This window comes from Amycolatopsis keratiniphila, assembly GCF_000400635.2.
Classification (GTDB): domain Bacteria; phylum Actinomycetota; class Actinomycetes; order Mycobacteriales; family Pseudonocardiaceae; genus Amycolatopsis; species Amycolatopsis keratiniphila.
In genome coordinates, this window is record NC_021252.1 from 6288087 (window position 1) to 6307379 (window position 19293).

A 19293-nucleotide genomic window follows, 5' to 3' on the forward strand; every position below is an offset into this window, starting at 1 on the left:
TGCGGTTCCCGCCGTTTCCCGGCAACGACTTCGCCTCCCCAGCACTAGATTCATACAGCTGAAGCCTCTCTGCTCAACGGGCGTCGCGACCGTGAAAGAGCCGTCGAAGGTTGGCCGGCTCGTCCTCAACCGGTGGTCGCGATCGACCAGTTCGGTATCAATTCCTCGGACGGGTACCCGCAGCCGCGGGCCGTTGCCGTTTTCCGACGACAACTCGAAACGGCGGCGAACGCGAGCTGACGCAACTCTGCCCAGCAAGCGTCGCGCTCGTGAAAGTGCCGTCCGAGGTTGGCCGGGCTCGTCTTCAACGGGTCGTCGCGATCGGCCAGCTTGGTATCGGATCCCTCCGGGAGGCTCACGCTCATGAGCCGTTACCGTTTGGCGGCACCAAGTCCCGGTGACGCTGCTCTGTCGGCTCTCACGCGGCCATGCGGTTCTCACCATTTTCCGGCGTCGCCACTGATCATGGCGCGGCTCAAGACGGCGACACTGTCCTAAGCAAGCCGGGCTGTCCGCAAGCCGTTGCCACTTTCCGGCGACGCCCACCGATCATGACGCGGCTCCAGCAAGGGCCGCTACCGGAATCGCAACCTCGTGAACACCCTGGCCGTTTTCCGGCAACTACTCAGAACGGCGGCGGTTCCTCCGCCCGAGGTTCATGCAGCGGCGGAGGCGAGCTGTCGTATCTCTGCCCCGTAGGCGTGGTGATCGTCAAGGTCCCATCCGAACCCAACCGATAGTTCCAACCAAGCTCGTCCTTCAACCGATGGTCACGACGGCACAGATCGACCAACTCGGTATCCGCGGTATGACCACCGAACTGCCACGGCACCGAATGATCCAGATCGCAGGCCTGCGCCACCCGGTGACACCCCGGTCTTCGGCACTCACGATCCCGCACCCGCACGAACTCACCGAGACCGGCGGTAGGCCGATAGCGATCCCGCCCTAGATCGAGAACCTGCCCCGACAACGGATCCGTGATGATCCGCCGCAACACCGTATTCGACCCACCAGCGATCTCCCGCGCCAACGACGCCGGAATATGCCCATGCCCCGCCATCTCCGCCGGATCATCGTTCAGCCCAAGGTAGGTGTTCAAGTCCATGTAAAGAAACACCTCCGACCGCTCACTCTTCCCACCCTGACCACCCAGCAAAAGATCAAGAGCGACATCCGCACGAAGCTGATCCAACGTGCGTGTCTCCCCACCAGCCCGCAGCGCCCGCGCCTCACGATCGATCCGCGTATACGCGGCAGCCACCTTCTCCACAGGACCGTCCTCGACCTCGATCGACGCCACCCCAGTCTCACCATGACGCACAGACAAACGCCGCCCACCACGATTCCGTTCAGCCCGCCGAGCCGCCCCGTCCCGATCGGCCATCATCGCCGCATGACTAGCCGCCTTCCGGACCTGATCAGAGTTCCGGTCCGGCAACCGGTCCTCCAGAACCGCATCCACCGCGCGAGCATCGTCATCCGACAACCACGCCGTGGCCGCAGCGACTTTCATCGCCCCGAAACCACCCACCTTGCCGGCATCCAGCAACCCCAGCGTGCGAGGCAGACGGGTCATCAACGCCTCAGCCGTCGACACCAACCCAGCCGCATGACCGTCCACAACAGACAGAGCCAACGCGACCTCCTGCACCACACTGGAGACACCATCACGATACCGACTCAACCGCCCCAAAGCACGAAACCGAACAGCCTCCAACCGCGCGATCCCTTCCGACGCCGCAACAGCAGCAGCCACGGCATCGTCATCCCCCAACGTATCCAGCGAACCATTAACCTCCCTCAAAAATTCCGACGCAGTGATTTCCTTCAAGAGCGCCACAGTGGCGTTGAGAGTGTCCACACCCAGAACGTACAACCGACCACCGACAGTTTTCGAAACACAAAGACTCAAGCCACCCCCGAAGCCAGAAACTGCGGCACAGCAACAACATCAACCTGTTCCGCCAGCCAAACCTCCCCCTCCTCAACAGAAATAGCCCCCACCCGGACTGCAACCTCAACCAGCCCGCGAAAAAACGACTCCCCACCGAGAAACCCGATGAGCCCCTCCATCGAGACGTCGCGAAATCCGCACCCGGTGAGCAGCCGCCGAAACCCACGCGCGATCCGAGGCGCGGCGATCACCGAAGCCCGGGCACGCACGATCTCCCGTGTCAGCGCCGGGTAGGAGGAATCGATCATCAGGCCCTCCCAGTCGGGCCCGGAAAGCACGACCCGTCCACCTGGGACCAGAACCCGCCGCGCCTCGGCGAGAGCGAGTTCCGACTCCGCCAGTTCATGGAACACCTTGTCCGCCCGGTAGCCCGCGAACCCACCGTCCACCGGCAGCGCGTAAGCGTCCCCGAGAAGGAAATCCCGCTCAGGCCAACGTCGAAGGGCCTCGTCGATCATCTCGCCCGAAAGGTCGACGCCGACAGCCCGAAGACCCCGCGCCGACAACTCCGAGACGGCCAGCCCCGCACCGCAACCGACGTCGATCACCGCGGAGCCGGGTTCGAGCCGGAGCAGTTCGTAGGTCCGGGCACGCAGTTCGGCGGCTCCCGGCAGGGCATCGGCGGCGTCGAGCCGCTGCATCATGGACATACCCGGGATCGTCCGACTTAATGTCGACATGAAGTCAAGCACCTTGAGCGTCGGCGAGGTCGCCGAGCGCTTCGGCCTGGCGACGCACGTTCTGCGCCACTGGGAATCCGTGGGCCTTCTCAAGCCGGCGCGGACGGGCGATCGGCGGCGGTACGACGACAACGACCTCTACCGGATCGCGATCATCCTGCGCGCGAAAGAGGCGGGGCTGAGCCTCGACGGCATCCGCGAGATGTTCCAGAAGCCCAGCGATCGCGAAGCGATCCTCAAGCAGCACAAGCAAGAGCTCGAACGACGGATAGCGGCAGCACAGGCCTCACTCGCGATCGTCGACTGCGCTCTCGGGTGCGAGCACGACGATTTCACCCAGTGCGCGCATTTCCGGGAGGCGGTGGCGCGGGCCGGTTGATCCGGACCCGCGCCACCACCCCACTCAGCCGAGCAGTGTGCGCATCTCGGTGATCTCGGCCTGCTGACCGTCGATCACCTTCTGCGCCAAGGCCTTCACCTCGGCGTTGCTGCCCTGCTGCAGCGCGGTCTTCGCCATCTCCAGCGCGCCTTCGTGATGTTTGACCATCATCTCCAGCCACTGCTTGTCGAAGGCGGCGTCCTTCGCCTTGCCGAGTTTCGCGAGATCGTCCTCGGTCATCATGCCGGACGCCGAGCCGTGCCCGGAGTGCTCGCCCGACGGCGCCACACCCCAGCCCTTCAACAGGCCGTTCAGCTGCTGGATCTCCGGATCCTGCGCCTTCTGGATCCGGGCGGCGAGGTCGACGACCTTCGCGTTCCGGGTGCGGCCCTCGACGAGTTTCGCCATCGCGAGCGCCTGTTCGTGGTGCGGGATCATCCCTTGCGCGAACGTGACGTCGGCCTGGTTGTGGCTTGCCTGCTCGGGATCCGGTGCCTTCACCGTGGACATGTCGTGCCCGGTGGAAGCGGTGTCGGAACTGGCGCATCCGGTGAGCACGGCGAAGGAGGCCAGAGCGGCGAGCGCCGCTCCGACCAGTTTGCTGCTGGTCATGATTCTTCCTCGAGTCGGTTTCGGGTAGGGCGGACGAACCCGCCTGTCACACCCGCAACACGCAAAGGAGGGACAACTTCTCCGGCACCGGTCTCCAGCGCGGCGGATCACGGCCTGACGCCGAACCACCGGCCCGCCGAGACTTCCACGTCGCCACCGTCCGTCCATTGCGGACGAGCAGCCAGGTGACGATCAGCAGGACCCCCGCGGCGAGCACCGCGAGACACAGGTGCAGTCCACTGTGTCCACCGTCGTCGTGCGAAGGCGTGTCCGCGCAACACGGATCCGCCATCGCGACGGCGGAGTGCTCCGCGCCGTGGCCGGACCCGGCGACGACGTGGTGCATGCCGACGAGCCCCAGCGCCACCACGCACAGCAGCAGCCACCGCAGGACGGCCGGGCGCGAGGACTGGGTCACGGCTCCACCGTAGCCGGATTCAGTGCGCCACCGGACGGTGGGGTTTCGCCGCCGAATGCACTGCCGGGATGTCGCGATCGAGGTGGTCGGCGTGGAACAGCGCCTGCGCGAGCAGGCCGCGGACGTGATCGTTGGCCGCCGAGTAGTAGACGAACGTCCCCTCACGGCGCCCCTTCACCAGGCCCGCGAGCCGCAGTTTCGCGAGGTGCTGGCTGACCGCCGTCGGCGCCGCGCCCGCCAGCTCCGCGAGACAGGCGACCGAGGACTCGCCCTGCAGGAGCGCCCAGAGGACCTTGACCCTCGTCGGATCCGCGAGCAGCCGGAACGTCTCCGCGGCCAGGTGGACCTGCTCCTCGGTGGGCATCTCGAAATCCGGGACCGACTCGTGCATGCCAGGAGGATAGCCGCTATCCTTCTGCCTGCGTACCTGCATGACTGCGCAGGTAGCATGACAGTGAGGTGGAAGATGCCAGGGCATGGACACAGTCATGGCCACCAGGCGGCGAAGAGCCGTCTCCGGCACCTCCTGACTCCACACAGCCACGACAGCGCCGACCGTGTCGACAGCGCGTTGGAGACCAGCAAACGCGGCGTCCGGACGCTGATCTGGTCGTTCGCCGCCCTGTTCGTCACCGCCGTCGCCCAGCTCGCGCTCGTGCTGATCACCGGTTCGGTCGCCCTGCTCGGCGACACGATCCACAACTTCGCCGACGCGCTGACCGCGCTCCCGCTCGGCATCGCCTTCCTGCTCGGCCGCCGCGCCGCCACCCGCCGCTACACCTACGGGCTCGGCCGCGCCGAAGACCTGGCCGGTGTGCTCGTCGTCCTGCTCATCGCCGCCTCGGCCTTCCTCGCCGGGTACGAGTCCGTCCAGCGGCTGCTCGATCCTCGTCCGGTCCAGCATCTGTGGGTGGTCGCGGCGGCGGGTGTCATCGGTTTCGCGGGCAACGAACTCGTGGCCAGGTACCGGATCACCGTCGGTCGCGAGATCGGGTCGGCCGCATTGGTCGCGGACGGCCTGCATGCCCGCACCGACGGGTTCACCTCGCTCGCGGTCGTGCTCGGCGCCGCCGGTGTCGCGTTCGGCTTCCCGATGGCCGACCCGATCGTCGGTCTCGCCATCACCGTCGCGATCCTGTTCGTCCTGCGCGACGCGGCCAAGGAGGTCTTCCGCCGCCTGATGGACGCCGTCGACCCGGCCGACGTCGATCGTGCCGAACACGCGGCCGCCGAGGTTCCCGGCGTGCTCGGCACGCGGGACCTGCGGATGCGCTGGATCGGGCACAGCCTGCGCGCGGAGCTGGCGGTGTCGGTCGAGGCCGGGCTGACCGTCACCGAGGCACACCGCCTCGCCCATCGTGTCGAGGCGCGGCTGCGCGAGGTCCTCCCGCGGCTCGCGGAAGCGGTCGTGCACACCGAGCCGGTGAACGCCCATGAGATCGTCAGCGGGTGACGCCGTCCGACAACGACATCCGCGCCGTCCGTGCCCGCGCGCAACTGCTGACCGCTCCGGCCGCGGACGTGCTCGCCGTCGCCGGATCCATCGCGGCCGTCCAGGCGCAGTCGACGCCCGCCGCGCGGCTCACGTTCCGGGCCCGTAGCCGGGGCCTGACTGCCCACGACATCGACACATCCCGTGACGTGACGCGCACCTGGTTGATGCGCAAGACGCTCCACTTGGTGCCGACGGTGGATCTCCGCTGGCTGAACCGGCTGTTCGGACCGCGCAACGTCCAGGCGGGGCAGGGACGCCGCAGGCAGCTTGACCTCACCGACGAGCTCTGCGGACGCGCTCTCGAGAGACTCCAGGATCTCTTGCGGGGCAAGGCACTCACCCGCCAGGAGATCCTCGACGGCTTGGCCGCCGACGGCATCGCGCTCGACGCGAAGTCCCAGGCCCCGGCCCATCTCCTGGCGTACGCGGCCAATCGCGGGCTGCTGTGCCGAGGCCACGACGCCGGGACGGAGCCGACGTACGTACTCCTGGACGAATGGGCCGCCGAAGGCCACGACCCGGCGGAACCGCATACCGAACTCGCCCACCGGTACCTGACCGCGTACGGCATCGCGACCGTCGAAGACTTCGTCGTTTGGTCCGGGCTCCCGCTCGGCCTCTGCCGCAAGGCTTTCGACGCGCTGGACCTCGTTTCCGCCGGCGGCGGCTTCGCCCTCGCGCAGACCGAGTTGTCCGCTCCCCCATGCCCTCCGCGTCTGCTCGGCGCCTTCGACACGTACCTGCTGGGCTACCGCGACCGCGATCTGCTCCTAGACCCGGCCGAGGCGAAACGCGTCAACGCCGGCGGCGGGATGATCGCGCCGACGGTGCTGGTCGACGGCCGGATCGCCGGAACCTGGCACACCAAGCGGACCGCGAAGCAGACGAAGGTGGTCGTGGAGCCCTTCGCCATGCTTTCGCGGTCCGCCATCACCGGCCTGGAGTCCGAAGTGGACGATTACGGTCGCTTCCTCGGCGAGACGGCCGTCCTCGTCATTTGAGGGACCGGAAGAACTCCCGCACATCCGAGACCAGGATCTCGGGTTCTTCCATCGCCGCGAAATGCCCGCCGCGATCGACGTCGGTCCACCGCACGATCGTGTGGGCGTCCTCGGAATACCGCCGGATCCCGACATCGTGCGCGAAGATCAGCGCCGCCGTCGGCACGCCGGAGTTCTTCTCGACGGCTCCCCAGGTTTCAGCCTGCGCGTAGCCGACGTACGCGGACGAAGCCGCGGTCCCGGTCAGCCAGGTGAACATGACGTTGGTCAGCAACCGGTCCTTGCCGATGATCTCCTCGGGCAGGGTGGGACGCGGATGCGTCCACTCGCGGAACTTGTCCATGATCCAGGCCAGCTGCGCGACCGGGGAATCGACGAGCCCGTAGCCGAGGGTCTGCGGCCGCGTGGACTGGATCGAGATGTAGCCGGCCTCCTCCCGCATGAAAGCACGGATCCGGTCGATGCGATCGCGTTCGATGTCGCTCAGCGAAGCGAGTTCCTCGTCCGACAACGACATCGGGGGCATCGGCGTCAGCCCGCCGTTGACGTGCACGCCGATCACCTTGTCCGGCGCGAACCTCGCCACCTCCGGCGACACCGAAGCGCCGAGGTCGCCGCCCTGCACGCCGTAGCGTTCGTAGCCGAGCCGGCGCATCAGCTCGGCCCATGCCCGGCCGATCCGCGGCATGGTCCACCCGGAATCCGAGACAGGGCCCGAAAAACCGAAGCCCGGAAGCGACGGGATCACGAGGTGGAACGCGTCCGCCGGGTCGCCGCCGTACGCTTTCGGGTCCGTGAGCGGCCCGATGACGTCGAGGAACTCCACCACCGAACCCGGCCAGCCGTGCGTGAGGATCAGCGGCGTCGCGCCGGCTTCGGGCGAGCGGACGTGCAGGAAGTGGATCCGCTGCCCGTCGATGACCGTGGTGAACTGCGGGTGACGGTTGATCTCGCGTTCGGCGGCGCGCCAGTCGTAGCCGTCGCGCCAGTATTCGGCGAGTCCGCGCAGCCAGGCCACCGGCACTCCGGTGTCCCAGCCGTCGCCGGGGAGCGGCGCGGGCCAGCGCGTGCCGTCGAGCTTCGCGTGCAGCTCGTCCAACTGCTCTTGGGGGATGTCGAGGCGGAAGGGGCGGAGCTCGGTGTTTTCCATAAAGCCCACGTTACGAGCCATTGCGGACAGGTTTGGTCCTCGATCGAGAGGATATTCCGAGTGCGGGAAGATTCGCTCGTGACGGACAAGTACTTGGCGTACGGCAGGCTCATCCGCGACGGGAAGATCCTGTTCATCCGGCGGCAGCCGTCGTCGTTCCTGGGCGGCCGCTGGGAACTGCCGGGCGGGACCGTCGAGCCGGGCGAGCGACCGGCCGAGACCGTGGTCCGCGAGTTCGCCGAGGAGACCGGGCTGACCGTTCACGTCACCGGCGAACGCGGCACCCACAGCTGGGACGACGTCGCGGGCAGGCCGATGCGGATCCACGCCGCGGTGTACGCGCTCGCCGAGGAGGAGCTGGGCGAAGTCGTGCTCGACCCCGACGAGCACGACGCCTTCGTGTGGTGCGCCCCGGAAGAAACCGCGGGACTCGATCTCGCCGAGCACTTCAGGCGGGCACTGGAGGACTGACCTCGAGACCTTGCCGCGGCCTCGTCCGCTCCGCCCAGCGGACGGCGGGCGCGGTGAGCGTCCCCGCCAGCAGGAACAATCCGCCCAGCACCACCCAGCCGACCGTGCCGCCGACCAGGATCAGACCGGTCAGCAGTACCGGGCCGAGCATGCGGGCGATGGCCGTCCCCGCGCCGAAGAGTCCTTGGTACTGCCCCTGTTTGCCGTCGGGGGCGAGACCGAAGCCGATCTCCCAGGAGCCCGCCGCCTGCGCCATCTCCCCCACCACCTGCAGCGCGGCGCCCGCCAGCAGGACCAGCGCCGCCGCCCACGCGGAGTCGCCCATGGCGGAGAACGAGAAGATCAGGCAGGAGACGAAAAGCAGCAGTCCCGCGTGGCGGACGTAGCGGGAGGCGCCGCGCAGGCCGGTCACGCCGCGCGCCACCCGCACCTGGAACACCACCACGCTCGCCGTGTTGAGCACCAGCATCGCCGAGACGAGCCAGCTAGGTGCCGCGGTCCGGGTCGAGATCCACAGCGGGAGGACCAGGCTGAACAGCGGCATGTAGAGCAGCATGATCATGTTGAGCAGCGCCAGAAGCGCATACGGGCGGTCGCGGAGGACGGCCACGGAGGGCTCGCCCGCGCGCATCGGCACCGGAGCCACCGGGGGCACCTTGCGGAGCACGAGCGCCGCGGCGACGAAGGCCAGCGCGTCGACCACGAACACCGTCAGGAACGCTTCCCGCGTCCCGATCGCCAGGGCGATCCCGCCGAGCGCCGCGCCGATCGCGATCCCCGCGTTGGACATCGCCTGCAACCGGGCGCGGAACGTCGTGCGCCCGGCGGGGTCGATCAGGCCGGCGAGCAGCGCCTGCCGTGCCGCGCCGAGGCCGCATTGGCAGCAGGCATACACACAGGCCGCGATCACGAACGCGATGATCGAGTCCACGAACAAGAACGCCGTGACCGACGCGGCCGTGCCCAGTGCCAGCAGGACGGCCGTGCCCTTCGGTCCCCGGCGGTCGGCCAGTTGCCCCAGCGCGACCCCGGACACCGAGCCGACCGCCCAGCCCACGGTGAGGCCGAGCCCCACCTGCGCGGGCGAAAGCCCGACGATCAGCGTGAAGTACAGGGCCGAGGTGACGTAGTAGGCGCCGTCGCCGACGGAGCTGATCAGCTGGGCCGAGGTCAGTCGCTTCATATGCTCAAACTAAGCACCGGATTGGCCACATCCCAGCTCCAATATCCGCCGATCGGATTGGGCCAATATAGGCTCGGAACGTGCCGTTTCACATCAGCCTCGACGGGCACACCGACCTGGCCGCGCGGATCTACCGCCAGCTCCGCGACGGCATCCTGGACGGTCGCCTGCGCGCCGGGGAACGCCTTCCCCCGACCAGGGACCTGGCCCGGGAACTCGACGTCTCGCGCAATACCGTCGCGGTCGCCTACGAACGGCTCACCGCCGAAGGCTTCCTCGACAGCCATGTCGGACGCGGGACCTTCGTCAGCCCCGGCTTCGTGGCGCGTTCGAAGCGCGCCGCGCCCGCGGGCACCGGGGTGCGGCCCATCGCGCGTTGGAGTTCGCTGCCGGCCCCTCCCGGCGTCGACCGGCCCGCGTTCGACTTCCGGGTCGGCGCCCCCGATCCGGCCCTGTTCCCGTTGCGGACCTGGCGGCGGCTGGTCAGCCAGGCGCTCCGGCCGTCACTGCTCCCGCCATCGGGGTACGCCGACCCGGCCGGGCTCGAAGCACTGCGGGTGGCGATCGCCCGGCACATCGGCGCCGCCCGATCCGTGCGCGCCGGCGCCGAGGACGTCCTGGTCACCCAAGGCGCGCAACAGGCCCTCGACCTGATCGGCCGGGTCCTGATCGAACCCGGCACGCGTGTCGCCGTCGAAGACCCCGGTTATCCCCCGGCCGAGCGGCTTTTCACCGCCCATGGCGCCCGGATCGTGAAGGTGCCGGTGGACGCCGAAGGTCTCGACGTCACTGCCCTGACGAAGGGCATCCGATTGATCTATACGACGCCCTCGCACCAGTTCCCGCTCGGCACGCCGATGTCACTCGCCAGGAGGACGGCGTTGCTCGCGTGGGCGGAACGGAACGACGCGGTGATCATCGAGGACGACTACGACAGCGAGTACCGCTTCTCGGACCGGCCGCTCGAACCGCTCCAGAGCCTGGACCACGACGGCAGGGTGCTCTACGTCGGATCCTTCTCGAAGACCTTGCTTCCGTTGCTGCGATTGGGTTTTCTCGTGGCGCCCGCCTCGCTGCGGCCGGCGTTGCGCCAGGCGAAGCAGCTCATGGACTGGCACGGCGACCTCGTCACCCAATCGGCGTTGGCGAGCTTCATCGACGAGGGACTGCTCGCCCGCCACGTACGCAAGGCCACCCGGGAGTATTCGGTACGACGGGACCGGATCCTGGCCTTCGTGCGCGACGAGCTCCGGGACGCGCTGGAGATCGTCCCTTCCAGCGCCGGGCTTCACTTGTGCGCACCGGTCTCTCCACATGCGACAGTCACTGTGGACAACGCGGTCACCGAAGCGGGCCGGGCCGGGGTGGCCGTCGAAAGCCTTTCCACGTATGGAGGAACGCGCGGCGGCTTGGTGATCGGCTACGGACTGGTCGGTTCCGACCGCATCGACGAAGGGCTCGCCCGGCTCGGCGAGTGCGTTTCGGCCGCCGGGATGTCAGGAAAGGTCCGTTCCGGACACTTTCCGTCTTGAACGACCCTTTCCTGACATCCGGTCGCCGCGGGACGCCGAAAACTGTCGTACCCCGGTGGTCTCCTGTTCCCAGGCGACAGCGGGCCCGTCCGGGGCCGCGCGCGGAGCAGAGGAGGAAAGTCCCATGGCCGGAGAAACGGTGCTCACGGTGATCGGCAACCTGACGACCGACCCGGAGCTGAAGTTCACCCCGTCGGGCGCCGCGGTAGCGAACTTCACGGTCGCGTCGACGCCACGCGTCCTGGACCGCGCGAGCGGGGAATGGCGTGACGGAGATCCGCTGTTCCTGCGCTGCGCGCTGTGGAAGCAGGCCGCGGAGAACCTGGCCGAATCGCTCACCAGGGGGACCAGGGTGATCGTGCAGGGCAGGCTGAAACAGCGATCGTTCGAAACGAAGGAGGGCGAGAAACGCACGGTGGTCGAGCTCGACGTCGACGAGATCGGCCCGTCGCTGCGCTACGCCACGGCGAAGGTGAACAAGGCGGGCCGGAGCTCGGCGGGCACGCCGTCGGACGGCGCGTGGGAGCGAACGCCGGTGGCCGCCGGAAATCCGGAGCCGCCCTTCTGACCGGGCGGTTTCCCTCCCGGGAGGGAGCGATCTCCCTCCCGCGCGTCAGGCGGTCGCGCACCTCCGGCCCGGAGGCTGGAGGTCGTGAACACGACCACGATCGTCACGGAACTCGGGCTGGACCCGGCCCTCGAGCGGCACAGGAGGTTCGCCGCCGAACTCCGCACCGGGCTCGCCCGGGTCGAAGAGAGACTTCAGGAGGTGTTGCACAGCCCAGGGCAGCCGGAGCTCACCGAAGCCGCCACCCATCTCGTCCGCGCGGGCGGGAAGAGGCTGCGTCCGTTGATGGCGCTGGCCGGAGCCGCGTTCGGCGACGGACGGGACGAGGCGATCTCGGCGGCCGTACTCGTCGAGCTCGTCCATGTCGCGACGCTCTACCACGACGACGTCATGGACGAGGCGCCGATGCGGCACGGGGTCGCCAGCGCGAACTCCCTGTGGGGCAACAAGAAAGCCGTCCTGATCGGCGATTACGTGCTCGCCTGCGCGGCGCGGGTCGGTGCCGGGCTCGGCGACTACGCGTTGCGCTCGCAGGCGGAGACGTTCGGCAGGCTCGTGCGCGGTCAGTTCCTGGAGACGACAGGGCCGTTCGAAGACTGCGGCCGTCACGCGCCCTACGAGCACCACATCCAGGTGATGGCCGACAAGTCCGCTTCGCTGATCGCGATGGCGGGCAGACTCGGCGCACAGGTGTCGGGCGCGGATGAGCGGACCATCGAAACGTTGGGCCAGTACGGCGAACTGATCGGCGTGGCGTTCCAGATCTCCGACGACGTCCTCGACATCTCGGCGTCCAGCACCGACCTCGGCAAGTCCGCGGGTACGGATCTCCGCGAAGGCATCGTCACCTTGCCGATGCTGCACTCGCTCGACGACGAGGGACCGGGCGCGGCCCGGTTGCGCGAGATCATCGGGCACGGGCCGGTTTCCGATCCGGCGGTCCGCCAGGAGGCGCTGGGGCTCCTGCGCGACTCCGCCGGAGTCGTGCGTGCCCTCGCCGAGGCACACGGGTACGCGGCCAAGGCGAAGGACCTCGCGCTCAGCCTCCCCGACCGGCCCGCCCGAGCACTGCTCGTCGGCCTTTCGGCGTTCGTGGTCGACCGCGGCGAATAGGCCCACGGTGCCCGTGAGCGGGGTTACAGTGGCGGAATGACCACCGATACCCTGGAAAACGTCGAAGGCCGCGACATCGGTTCCGGAGTCTCGATCATCCGCGAACGAACCGACGTCGACGGTTCCGGGCCGAGGCTGCACCAGCACCCGTATCCGGAAACCTTCGTCATCATCCGCGGCCGGGTGAGGTTCACCATCGGCGATTCCGAGCGCGAAGGCGGGGCGGGCGACGTCCTGGTCGTGCCCGCGGAGACACCGCACAAGTTCGCCGTGATCGGCCCGGAGGTCTACGAAGCCGTCCACATCCACGAAAGCGACCATTTCATCACCGAATGGCTCGAGTAATTCTGTCGGGCGCCAGAAAACCCTTCCCGGGTCTAGAATCCGACGACGTGCTCGTGGACGGCGGGCACCCGAGGCGACGGGAACCGGGAATCGTGACCGACGTGGCGGACCGCAGTGGTGACAAAACCCGCCAGGTGGACAGATTCGACCAACGGCGCGCGCAGCTGGCGATGTCGGCGCTGGTCACGTTGTCCGAACTGGGCTACGCGCGCACGAGCCTGCGGGAGATCGCGCAGAACTCCGAGTTCTCCCACGGGGTGCTGCACTACTACTTCCGCAACAAGGCCGAGCTGATCACCTATTGCGTCAAGCAGTACAAGGCCGAATGCGTCACGAGATACGACCGGATGGTCGAGACCGCGGAGACCGCCGAAGAACTGAAGACCGCATTCGGCGCCGCGACGGCTGCCACGCTGCGTGAAAACGCCCGGCTGCACCGGCTCTGGTACGACCTGCGCAACCAGAGCCTGTTCGAGAAACTGTTCCAGGCCGAGGTGCTGGCCATCGACGAGACACTCGAACTGATGATCTGGCGGGTCGTGTCCCGGTACGCGGAACTGCTGGGCAAACCGGCGGATTTCGCACCATCGACGACATACGCGCTCTTCGACGGACTGTTCCAGCAAGGCCTGCTGAAACACCTCGCCGGCCGGGAGGACGCGGCGAGGTGCCTTCAGGACTCGGTCGAGCAGGTACTGGCGCGGCTGTTCACCACTTGATGGTCGGATACCAGATGACGCCGGTCCGGCCGAGCACCCGCAGATCCCAGTACAGCAGCGTGAACGTGCCGGCGACCAGCAACGCGGCGCCGGTCACCACGGCGATCCTGGTGGGCTTCGCGAGCATCCATCGCTGCAACCGCCCGCCCGTGCCGTGGGTGAGCACCAGGAACAACAGCGCCATCACCAGGATGTTCCCGACCGATTGCAAAGCGAACGCGGCTGCGCCGTAGAAGACGTTGTGGCTCTCGGCCGCGCTGCGGAACATCATCCGGAACAGCGGGAACGGCCTGCCGACCAGGAAACCGCCGATGAGCGCGCCCATCAGGACGAGCGGCGCGGGCGGGAACCGGCGGGTGAGACCGGCGATCGGATTACGGATGAGGCCGACAGAAGCCAAGCCCAACACGATGAACACGATCCCGATCACGCCATAGACGATCATCGACTGGATGTTGCGCGGCGTGAGCCCGCCCGGTGACGAGACGGTCGAGAACTGCGGCATCCTGGTGCCCACGAGCGCGACGATGACGCCGTACACCACGGAAACCGTCAGCATTCCCGCCGCGATCCAGCCGAGCGGTTTCAAGGTGTGGGTGAACTTCGGTCGTCCGGTGGTTCCTCCGCCGACAAGCGGGGCGACGGCACCGAAGGCGGCGATGTTGCACGCGGTGAAGGTTCCGGCGAGGCCCGAGACGAACGCGAAGAACGTTCCGGCCAGCACCCCGCCGATCGGGGTCGCCTTGGCGTCGTGTCCCAGGAGGGTGTTGGCGACGCTGTCGCCGATCACACTGTCCACAAAGGGAGCCGACCAGATCACCGTCAGCGCGAAGCCGGCGAGGACGGACCAGAGGACGACGCGCCCCTTGTGTTCCGGATAGGGTCCCGAGCCGAGGAAATCCGCCTGCGGGGAAACGGGAGCGCGTTCGGTCACGGACATTCGTACCTCCAGCGGCTGTTGGCTTCCCCCGCTGCTCATCGTTGTTCCGCCGCCCGGGTCGCGCCACCTCCAAAGTGCCGATCTCCCCTTGGTCCGTCCGGCTCCGGGTAATTCCGAAAAGGTGAAAGCCGCCGGGTCTCGTGGGATCATCGGCGGACGTGTACGGCCACTGAAACCTGCGGAGGACGATGGACTTCGACGAGGTCGCGGACGAGCTCTACGCCGGCGATCCGGCCGAGTTCGTCGCGGTGCGCAACCAACGGGCGAAAGAGGCCAAGGCGGCGGGTGACGCGGCCCTGGCCGAACGTATCCGCGCCCTGCGGAAGCCGACGCTCGCCGCCACGATCCTCAACCGCCGCGCCGGGTCCCCCGAGCTGGCGGAGCTGGCCAAGCTGGGCGATGAGCTCCGCAAGGCGCATTCGGCGCTGGCCGGTGCAGACCTCCGCAAGCTCGCCCGGCGGCGCCAGGAGCTGGTGAACCGGATCCTGCGGGACGAACGCTCGATGAGCGAGTCCGTCAGCCGCGAAGTCGAAGCCACCCTCGAAGCCGTCGTGGCCGATCCCGAAGTGGCGGCGCTCGCCCTGGCCGGACGGCTGAGCAGCGGCGCGGACAGCTCGGGTGACCAATGGCTGACCAGCGGGTTCATCCCGCAACCGAAGCGGAAACCCGCACCGGAACGGGAAAAGCCGGCCACCGTGTCGCATTTGGACGATCGGAGGAAGGCGAAGCGCGCGGCCGCCGAGAAGGCCGAACAGGAGCGGATCGACAAGGCCCGCGAAGAGGCCGAACGCGAACAGAAGCGGGTGGCGGAGTTCAACCGGCTCCGGCGCGAGGCGGCCGACCTCGCGAAGGCCCGCAAGCAGGCCGAGATCGACCTTTCCCGCGCCGAACGCCGCGCCGAGAAGGCCACGGAGAAGGCGAACGACCTCCGGCGGCGGCTCGCCGACGCCGAACTCGAGGAAGAGACGGCGAACGGCGAGACCGCGTCAGCGCAGACCGTCCTGGACGATCTGCGCGCCGAGGCGGCGCGTATCGACGACGCCCTCGAACGGTTCTAGGCAGGCTGCCGGTCACGAAGCCGCGTGGCGGCCACCCGCCGTCCGTATGGTGTCTTGCCGCCCGGCTTGTACACCGACAGCACGGTCATGGTCACGTACATCGTCGTGGACACGATGATCGGATAGAACCCGTCCACGCGACGCCCCGCCTCCACGAACACACCGTCCATAGTGGACTCCGCCGCGGCAGCCAGCTCCCTGATCCCCGGCAGTAGCGAGAACAACGTCAGCCCGGCGGCGATCAGGGTCAGCACGAGTTTGATCGCCACCCACTTGTACCGGATCAGCCCCCATTTCGTGCCGACGCCGAGCACGATCCCGCTGACCAGGGCGGTCAGGCTGACCGGCAGCAGCAGGTAGCCGCCGATCTGCTCCATCATCAGGATGGCGGCGTGCTGGCGCCGCGCGTCGTCGGTGAACACCGAGGTGAAGGTCAGGACCGCGTTCACCATGGTGATCCCGAGCCAGCCGAGTGACGAAACGACATGGACGACGAGGACGAGTTTCCGCCACCGCGGGGTGAGCGGTCGCCACACTGTGGAAGTACTCATGCGACCAGTGTTTCCGCGGGCGAGGCTCCCGTCGTCCGTCGTGGAGCGGCACCTCGGCTACGTATCGCGGAGTACGAGCCCCCGGACATACGCCGCTTGCCCGGCATGCTGGAGATCGTCGGACAGCACGCTGACCAGGCGAACCCCGAGACTGACGGGCGGGTCCCACGCCTCGTCGACAATACGGTCCAGATCGGCCTCACCGAGTCCGGCGACCCAGGCCGCCGTCGCCTCGTGCACCGCGTCGTAGTACCCGGTCAACAGGTCGGCGGAGCCGACACGGACCGCCTCGACGTCTTCGGGGCGATGCCCGTACCCGATGTCCGACGCCGGGAAGGGCAGCCCGAAGCGGCCGACCCAGTCCTGCGCGGTCCAGAGCTGCTCGGTGCCCATCAGGTCGGCGACGTGATCGTCCTGCACCCGGGCCAGATGCCAGACCAGCCACGCGATCGTGTTCGCACCCGGCGCCGGGCTCGCGATCAGCTGATCGGCGTCCAGCCCCTCGACGGCGGCGTGCACCACTTCCCGGACGCGGCCGAACCCGTCGGCCACCACTTCGGCCAGTTTCATCGATTCCCCTTCCGGCGTCTCCAGCCCCACGATGCCACCGAGAGGTGACCCCGGCCTTGCAACCTTGACTTATATAAGCCCAGGCCGTGATAGTTGCCGGATGCACGCGTTCGACGTCCTCGGGGATCCGGTACGCCGCCGGATCCTGGAACTGCTGGCGGGCGGGGAACAGAGTTCCGGCGACGTGACCACCGTGGTCCGCGCCGAGTTCGGGATCTCGCAACCCGCGGTCTCCCAGCATCTGCGCGTCCTGCGCGAAAACGGCTTCACCACGGTCCGCGCCGAGGGCGCGCGACGGCTGTACTCGGTCGATCCGGGCCCGCTCAAGGAGATCGACGGCTGGCTGGAGCAGTACCGGCGATTCTGGACCGGGCCGCTCGACGCGCTCGCCACCGAGATCGCCCGCGGCCGCCGTGAACGGCGGAAGGCCGCCGAAGACTAGGCGCGCGGGGACTGTCGGACCCCGCCCCTAGAATCGTGCGGGTGGCAGCCCCCGACATCGGTACCTCGGAAGTCTCGGAAGCCCTTGAAACGCTGAACCGCGTCTTCGGCTACGACGACTTCCGCGGCGACCAGCACGCCATCGTCGAACACGTCATCGCAGGCGGTGACGCGCTCGTCCTCATGCCCACCGGCGGCGGGAAGTCGCTGTGCTACCAGATCCCCGCGCTGGTGCGGCCGGGCGTCGGCGTGGTGATCTCGCCGCTGATAGCGTTGATGCAGGACCAGGTCGACGCGCTGCGCAACCTCGGCGTGCGCGCGGGGTTCCTGAACTCGACGCAGGACTACGCCGAGCGGAACAAGGTCGAGTCCGCGTTCCTCTCCGGCGAGCTGGACCTGCTGTACCTGGCGCCCGAGCGGCTTTCGGTCGAGTCGACGGTGCGGCTGCTCGATCGCGGCAAGATCTCCCTGTTCGCGATCGACGAGGCGCACTGCGTCTCCCAGTGGGGTCACGACTTCCGCCCCGACTACCTGATGCTGTCCGCGGTGCACGAGCGCTGGCCGGACGTGCCGAGGATCGCGCTCACCGCGACGGCCACGAAGGCGACGCACGCCGAGATCGCGTCCCGGCTCAACCTGGAGGACGCGCGGCATTTCGTCGCGAGCTTCGACCGGCCGAACATCCAGTACCGCATCGTCGGCAAGAACTCGCCGCAGCGGCAGTTGCTGGAGCTGCTGCGCACCGAGCACAAGGGCGACGCGGGCATCGTCTACTGCCTGTCACGGAATTCGGTCGAGAAGACCGCGGACTTCCTGGTGGAGAACGGGATCCCGGCGGTGCCCTATCACGCCGGGCTCGACGCGCGGACCCGCGCGAAGCATCAGTCGCGGTTCCTGCGCGAGGACGGGCTGATCGTCGTCGCGACGATCGCCTTCGGCATGGGCATCGACAAGCCGGACGTCCGGTTCGTGGCGCATCTGGACCTGCCGAAGTCCGTCGAAGGCTACTACCAGGAGACCGGTCGCGCGGGCCGCGACGGGCTGCCGTCGACGGCGTGGCTGGCGTACGGCCTCCAGGACGTCGTCCAGCAGCGCAAGATGATCGACACCTCGGAGGGGTCCGACGCGCACAAGCGGCAGCTGAGCGCGCACCTCAACGCGATGCTGGCGCTGTGCGAGACGGTCGAATGCCGCCGTGTGCAGGTGCTGAGCTACTTCGGGCAGCGGAGCGAGCCCTGCGGCAACTGCGACACCTGCCTGGCGCCGCCGGAGACCTGGGACGGCACGATCCCGGCGCAGAAGCTTCTTTCCACCATCGTCCGGCTGCAGAACGAGCGGCGGCAGAAGTTCGGCGCCGGGCAGATCATCGACATCCTGCTCGGCAAGTCCACCCCGAAGGTGAACCAGCATCGGCACGACACGTTGAAGGTCTTCGGGATCGGCACGGAGCTGAAGGAGCCGGAGTGGCGTGCCGTCGTGCGGCAGCTCCTGGCGCAAGGGCTGGCGGCGGTCGAGGGCGACTACGGCTCGCTGGTGCTGACCGAGGGCAGCGCTGAAGTCCTGAACGGGTCGCGAAAGGTCCAGTTGCGGCGTGAGCCGGAGCGAGCGGCGAAGGCCGCGGCCCGCTCCAGCGCGAAGAAGGCCGCGGCCGCCGACATGCCCGCCGAGGCGGCGCCGGTGTTCGAGCTGCTGCGGTCGTGGCGGGCCGCGGCGGCGAAGGAGCAGGGGGTGCCCGCGTACGTGATCTTCCACGACGCGACCCTGCGCCAGATCGCCACCAAACGGCCGGCCACGCTGCAGGAGCTGGGCACGGTCAGCGGCGTCGGCGAGAACAAGCTCGCCAAATACGGCGAGCAGATCCTCGAGACGCTAGCCGACGCCTAGTGCTCGTAGGGTCGGCGCGGCGGCCGTCCGGTCATCCCGTCGACCTTGCGCACCGCGCCGTCGATCTGGCTGTGGTACTTGCCCTTGGTCTTGTGGTCGACGAAGGTCGCGGCCTTGTTCACGACCTTGGAGACCTTCTCGGGGTTCTTCCGCACGTAGGCGCGCACGGCCCCGGCGGTGCCGGCCAGGGCGGTCAACTTCCGCAGTAGAGGCACTGTGGTCCCTT

The 19293-nt window shown here is 68.2% G+C and carries 23 protein-coding genes; 12 read left to right on the forward strand and 11 right to left on the reverse strand.

Annotated features, from left to right (window positions below; genetic code table 11):
• Window positions 1-625: 625 nt before the first annotated feature.
• Together AORI_RS68710 and AORI_RS68715 are read right to left on the reverse strand one after the other, a co-directional pair.
• On the reverse strand, window positions 626-1864 hold the full coding sequence (locus tag AORI_RS68710) for an HNH endonuclease signature motif containing protein (RefSeq protein WP_420806972.1): 1239 nt from the start codon (window positions 1862-1864) through the stop codon (window positions 626-628).
• A gap of 47 nt (window positions 1865-1911) precedes the next feature.
• Entirely contained in the window at window positions 1912-2607 is a 696-nt protein-coding gene (locus AORI_RS68715) for a methyltransferase domain-containing protein (RefSeq protein WP_016335868.1), read from the reverse strand.
• 28 nt (window positions 2608-2635) lie between these two features.
• Between AORI_RS68715 and AORI_RS68720 the strand changes: the two genes are divergently transcribed.
• Window positions 2636-3016, forward strand: a complete 381-nt coding sequence (locus tag AORI_RS68720; RefSeq protein ID WP_016335869.1) for a helix-turn-helix domain-containing protein — start codon at window positions 2636-2638, stop codon at window positions 3014-3016.
• A gap of 24 nt (window positions 3017-3040) precedes the next feature.
• On the opposite strand, the gene AORI_RS68725 is transcribed toward AORI_RS68720, so the two are convergent.
• From AORI_RS68725 to AORI_RS68735, 3 genes are read right to left on the reverse strand one after another with little or no spacing between them, the layout of a single operon-like run.
• Window positions 3041-3628 (reverse strand): DUF305 domain-containing protein, encoded by a 588-nt coding sequence (locus tag AORI_RS68725; RefSeq protein WP_016335870.1) that lies wholly within the window; start codon window positions 3626-3628, stop codon window positions 3041-3043.
• 46 nt (window positions 3629-3674) lie between these two features.
• Window positions 3675-4046 carry a DUF6153 family protein gene (locus tag AORI_RS68730; protein WP_016335871.1) on the reverse strand — a complete coding sequence of 124 codons (372 nt, stop codon included), beginning with the start codon at window positions 4044-4046 and terminating at the stop codon, window positions 3675-3677.
• 19 nt (window positions 4047-4065) lie between these two features.
• Complete coding sequence (locus AORI_RS68735) at window positions 4066-4437, reverse strand: ArsR/SmtB family transcription factor (RefSeq protein ID WP_016335872.1); 372 nt, start codon at window positions 4435-4437, stop codon at window positions 4066-4068.
• Window positions 4438-4512: 75 nt separating this feature from the next.
• On the opposite strand from AORI_RS68735, the gene AORI_RS68740 reads away from it, so the two are divergent.
• Entirely contained in the window at window positions 4513-5499 is a 987-nt protein-coding gene (locus AORI_RS68740) for a cation diffusion facilitator family transporter (protein ID WP_016335873.1), read from the forward strand.
• A complete protein-coding gene (locus AORI_RS68745; protein WP_016335874.1) occupies window positions 5496-6542 on the forward strand; it encodes a winged helix DNA-binding domain-containing protein in 1047 nt (348 codons plus the stop codon). The genes AORI_RS68740 and AORI_RS68745 overlap by 4 nt, the downstream gene beginning before the upstream one ends.
• On the opposite strand, the gene AORI_RS68750 is transcribed toward AORI_RS68745, so the two are convergent.
• The gene (locus AORI_RS68750) at window positions 6535-7692 is read right to left on the reverse strand and encodes an epoxide hydrolase family protein (RefSeq protein WP_016335875.1); all 1158 of its coding nucleotides are present in this window, start codon (window positions 7690-7692) and stop codon (window positions 6535-6537) included. The genes AORI_RS68745 and AORI_RS68750 overlap by 8 nt on opposite strands.
• A 78-nt stretch (window positions 7693-7770) precedes the next feature.
• Between AORI_RS68750 and AORI_RS68755 the strand changes: the two genes are divergently transcribed.
• The gene (locus tag AORI_RS68755; protein WP_081809815.1) at window positions 7771-8163 is read left to right on the forward strand and encodes an NUDIX domain-containing protein; all 393 of its coding nucleotides are present in this window, start codon (window positions 7771-7773) and stop codon (window positions 8161-8163) included.
• Here AORI_RS68755 and AORI_RS68760 read toward each other — a convergent pair.
• Window positions 8141-9346, reverse strand: coding sequence for an MFS transporter (locus AORI_RS68760; protein ID WP_016335877.1), 1206 nt, complete (start codon window positions 9344-9346; stop codon window positions 8141-8143). The genes AORI_RS68755 and AORI_RS68760 overlap by 23 nt on opposite strands.
• Window positions 9347-9426: 80 nt before the next feature.
• Here AORI_RS68760 and pdxR point away from each other — a divergent pair, with 80 nt between their 5' ends.
• From pdxR to AORI_RS68785, 5 genes are all read left to right on the forward strand, one after another.
• Window positions 9427-10878, forward strand: a complete 1452-nt coding sequence (gene pdxR / locus AORI_RS68765; RefSeq protein WP_016335878.1) for a MocR-like pyridoxine biosynthesis transcription factor PdxR — start codon at window positions 9427-9429, stop codon at window positions 10876-10878.
• 124 nt (window positions 10879-11002) lie between these two features.
• On the forward strand, window positions 11003-11446 hold the full coding sequence (locus AORI_RS68770; protein WP_016335879.1) for a single-stranded DNA-binding protein: 444 nt from the start codon (window positions 11003-11005) through the stop codon (window positions 11444-11446).
• Between the two features lie 84 nt (window positions 11447-11530).
• Entirely contained in the window at window positions 11531-12559 is a 1029-nt protein-coding gene (locus tag AORI_RS68775) for a polyprenyl synthetase family protein (protein WP_016335880.1), read from the forward strand.
• Between the two features lie 36 nt (window positions 12560-12595).
• Window positions 12596-12904 carry a cupin domain-containing protein gene (locus AORI_RS68780; protein ID WP_016335881.1) on the forward strand — a complete coding sequence of 103 codons (309 nt, stop codon included), beginning with the start codon at window positions 12596-12598 and terminating at the stop codon, window positions 12902-12904.
• A 92-nt stretch (window positions 12905-12996) separates the two neighbouring features.
• Entirely contained in the window at window positions 12997-13623 is a 627-nt protein-coding gene (locus AORI_RS68785; protein ID WP_043849054.1) for a TetR/AcrR family transcriptional regulator, read from the forward strand.
• On the opposite strand, the gene AORI_RS68790 is transcribed toward AORI_RS68785, so the two are convergent.
• On the reverse strand, window positions 13613-14563 hold the full coding sequence (locus AORI_RS68790) for a hypothetical protein (RefSeq protein ID WP_016335883.1): 951 nt from the start codon (window positions 14561-14563) through the stop codon (window positions 13613-13615). The two genes, AORI_RS68785 and AORI_RS68790, sit on opposite strands and share 11 nt — an antisense overlap.
• Window positions 14564-14751: 188 nt before the next feature.
• On the opposite strand from AORI_RS68790, the gene AORI_RS68795 reads away from it, so the two are divergent.
• A complete protein-coding gene (locus tag AORI_RS68795; protein ID WP_016335884.1) occupies window positions 14752-15621 on the forward strand; it encodes a hypothetical protein in 870 nt (289 codons plus the stop codon).
• Here the strand turns inward: AORI_RS68795 and AORI_RS68800 are convergent.
• Together AORI_RS68800 and AORI_RS68805 are read right to left on the reverse strand one after the other, a co-directional pair.
• Entirely contained in the window at window positions 15618-16172 is a 555-nt protein-coding gene (locus tag AORI_RS68800; RefSeq protein WP_043848266.1) for a hypothetical protein, read from the reverse strand. The two genes, AORI_RS68795 and AORI_RS68800, sit on opposite strands and share 4 nt — an antisense overlap.
• Before the next feature lie 57 nt (window positions 16173-16229).
• The gene (locus AORI_RS68805) at window positions 16230-16742 is read right to left on the reverse strand and encodes a mycothiol transferase (RefSeq protein WP_043848267.1); all 513 of its coding nucleotides are present in this window, start codon (window positions 16740-16742) and stop codon (window positions 16230-16232) included.
• A 100-nt stretch (window positions 16743-16842) separates the two neighbouring features.
• Here AORI_RS68805 and AORI_RS68810 point away from each other — a divergent pair, with 100 nt between their 5' ends.
• Both AORI_RS68810 and recQ read left to right on the forward strand, forming a co-directional pair.
• Window positions 16843-17184: an ArsR/SmtB family transcription factor gene (locus tag AORI_RS68810; RefSeq protein WP_016335887.1), complete on the forward strand. Its 342-nt coding sequence runs from the start codon at window positions 16843-16845 to the stop codon at window positions 17182-17184.
• Between the two features lie 41 nt (window positions 17185-17225).
• Window positions 17226-19067 carry a DNA helicase RecQ gene (gene recQ, locus AORI_RS68815; protein ID WP_016335888.1) on the forward strand — a complete coding sequence of 614 codons (1842 nt, stop codon included), beginning with the start codon at window positions 17226-17228 and terminating at the stop codon, window positions 19065-19067.
• Here the strand turns inward: recQ and AORI_RS68820 are convergent.
• Window positions 19064-19282, reverse strand: coding sequence for an antitoxin (locus tag AORI_RS68820; RefSeq protein ID WP_016335889.1), 219 nt, complete (start codon window positions 19280-19282; stop codon window positions 19064-19066). The two genes, recQ and AORI_RS68820, sit on opposite strands and share 4 nt — an antisense overlap.
• Window positions 19283-19293 lie beyond the last annotated feature (11 nt).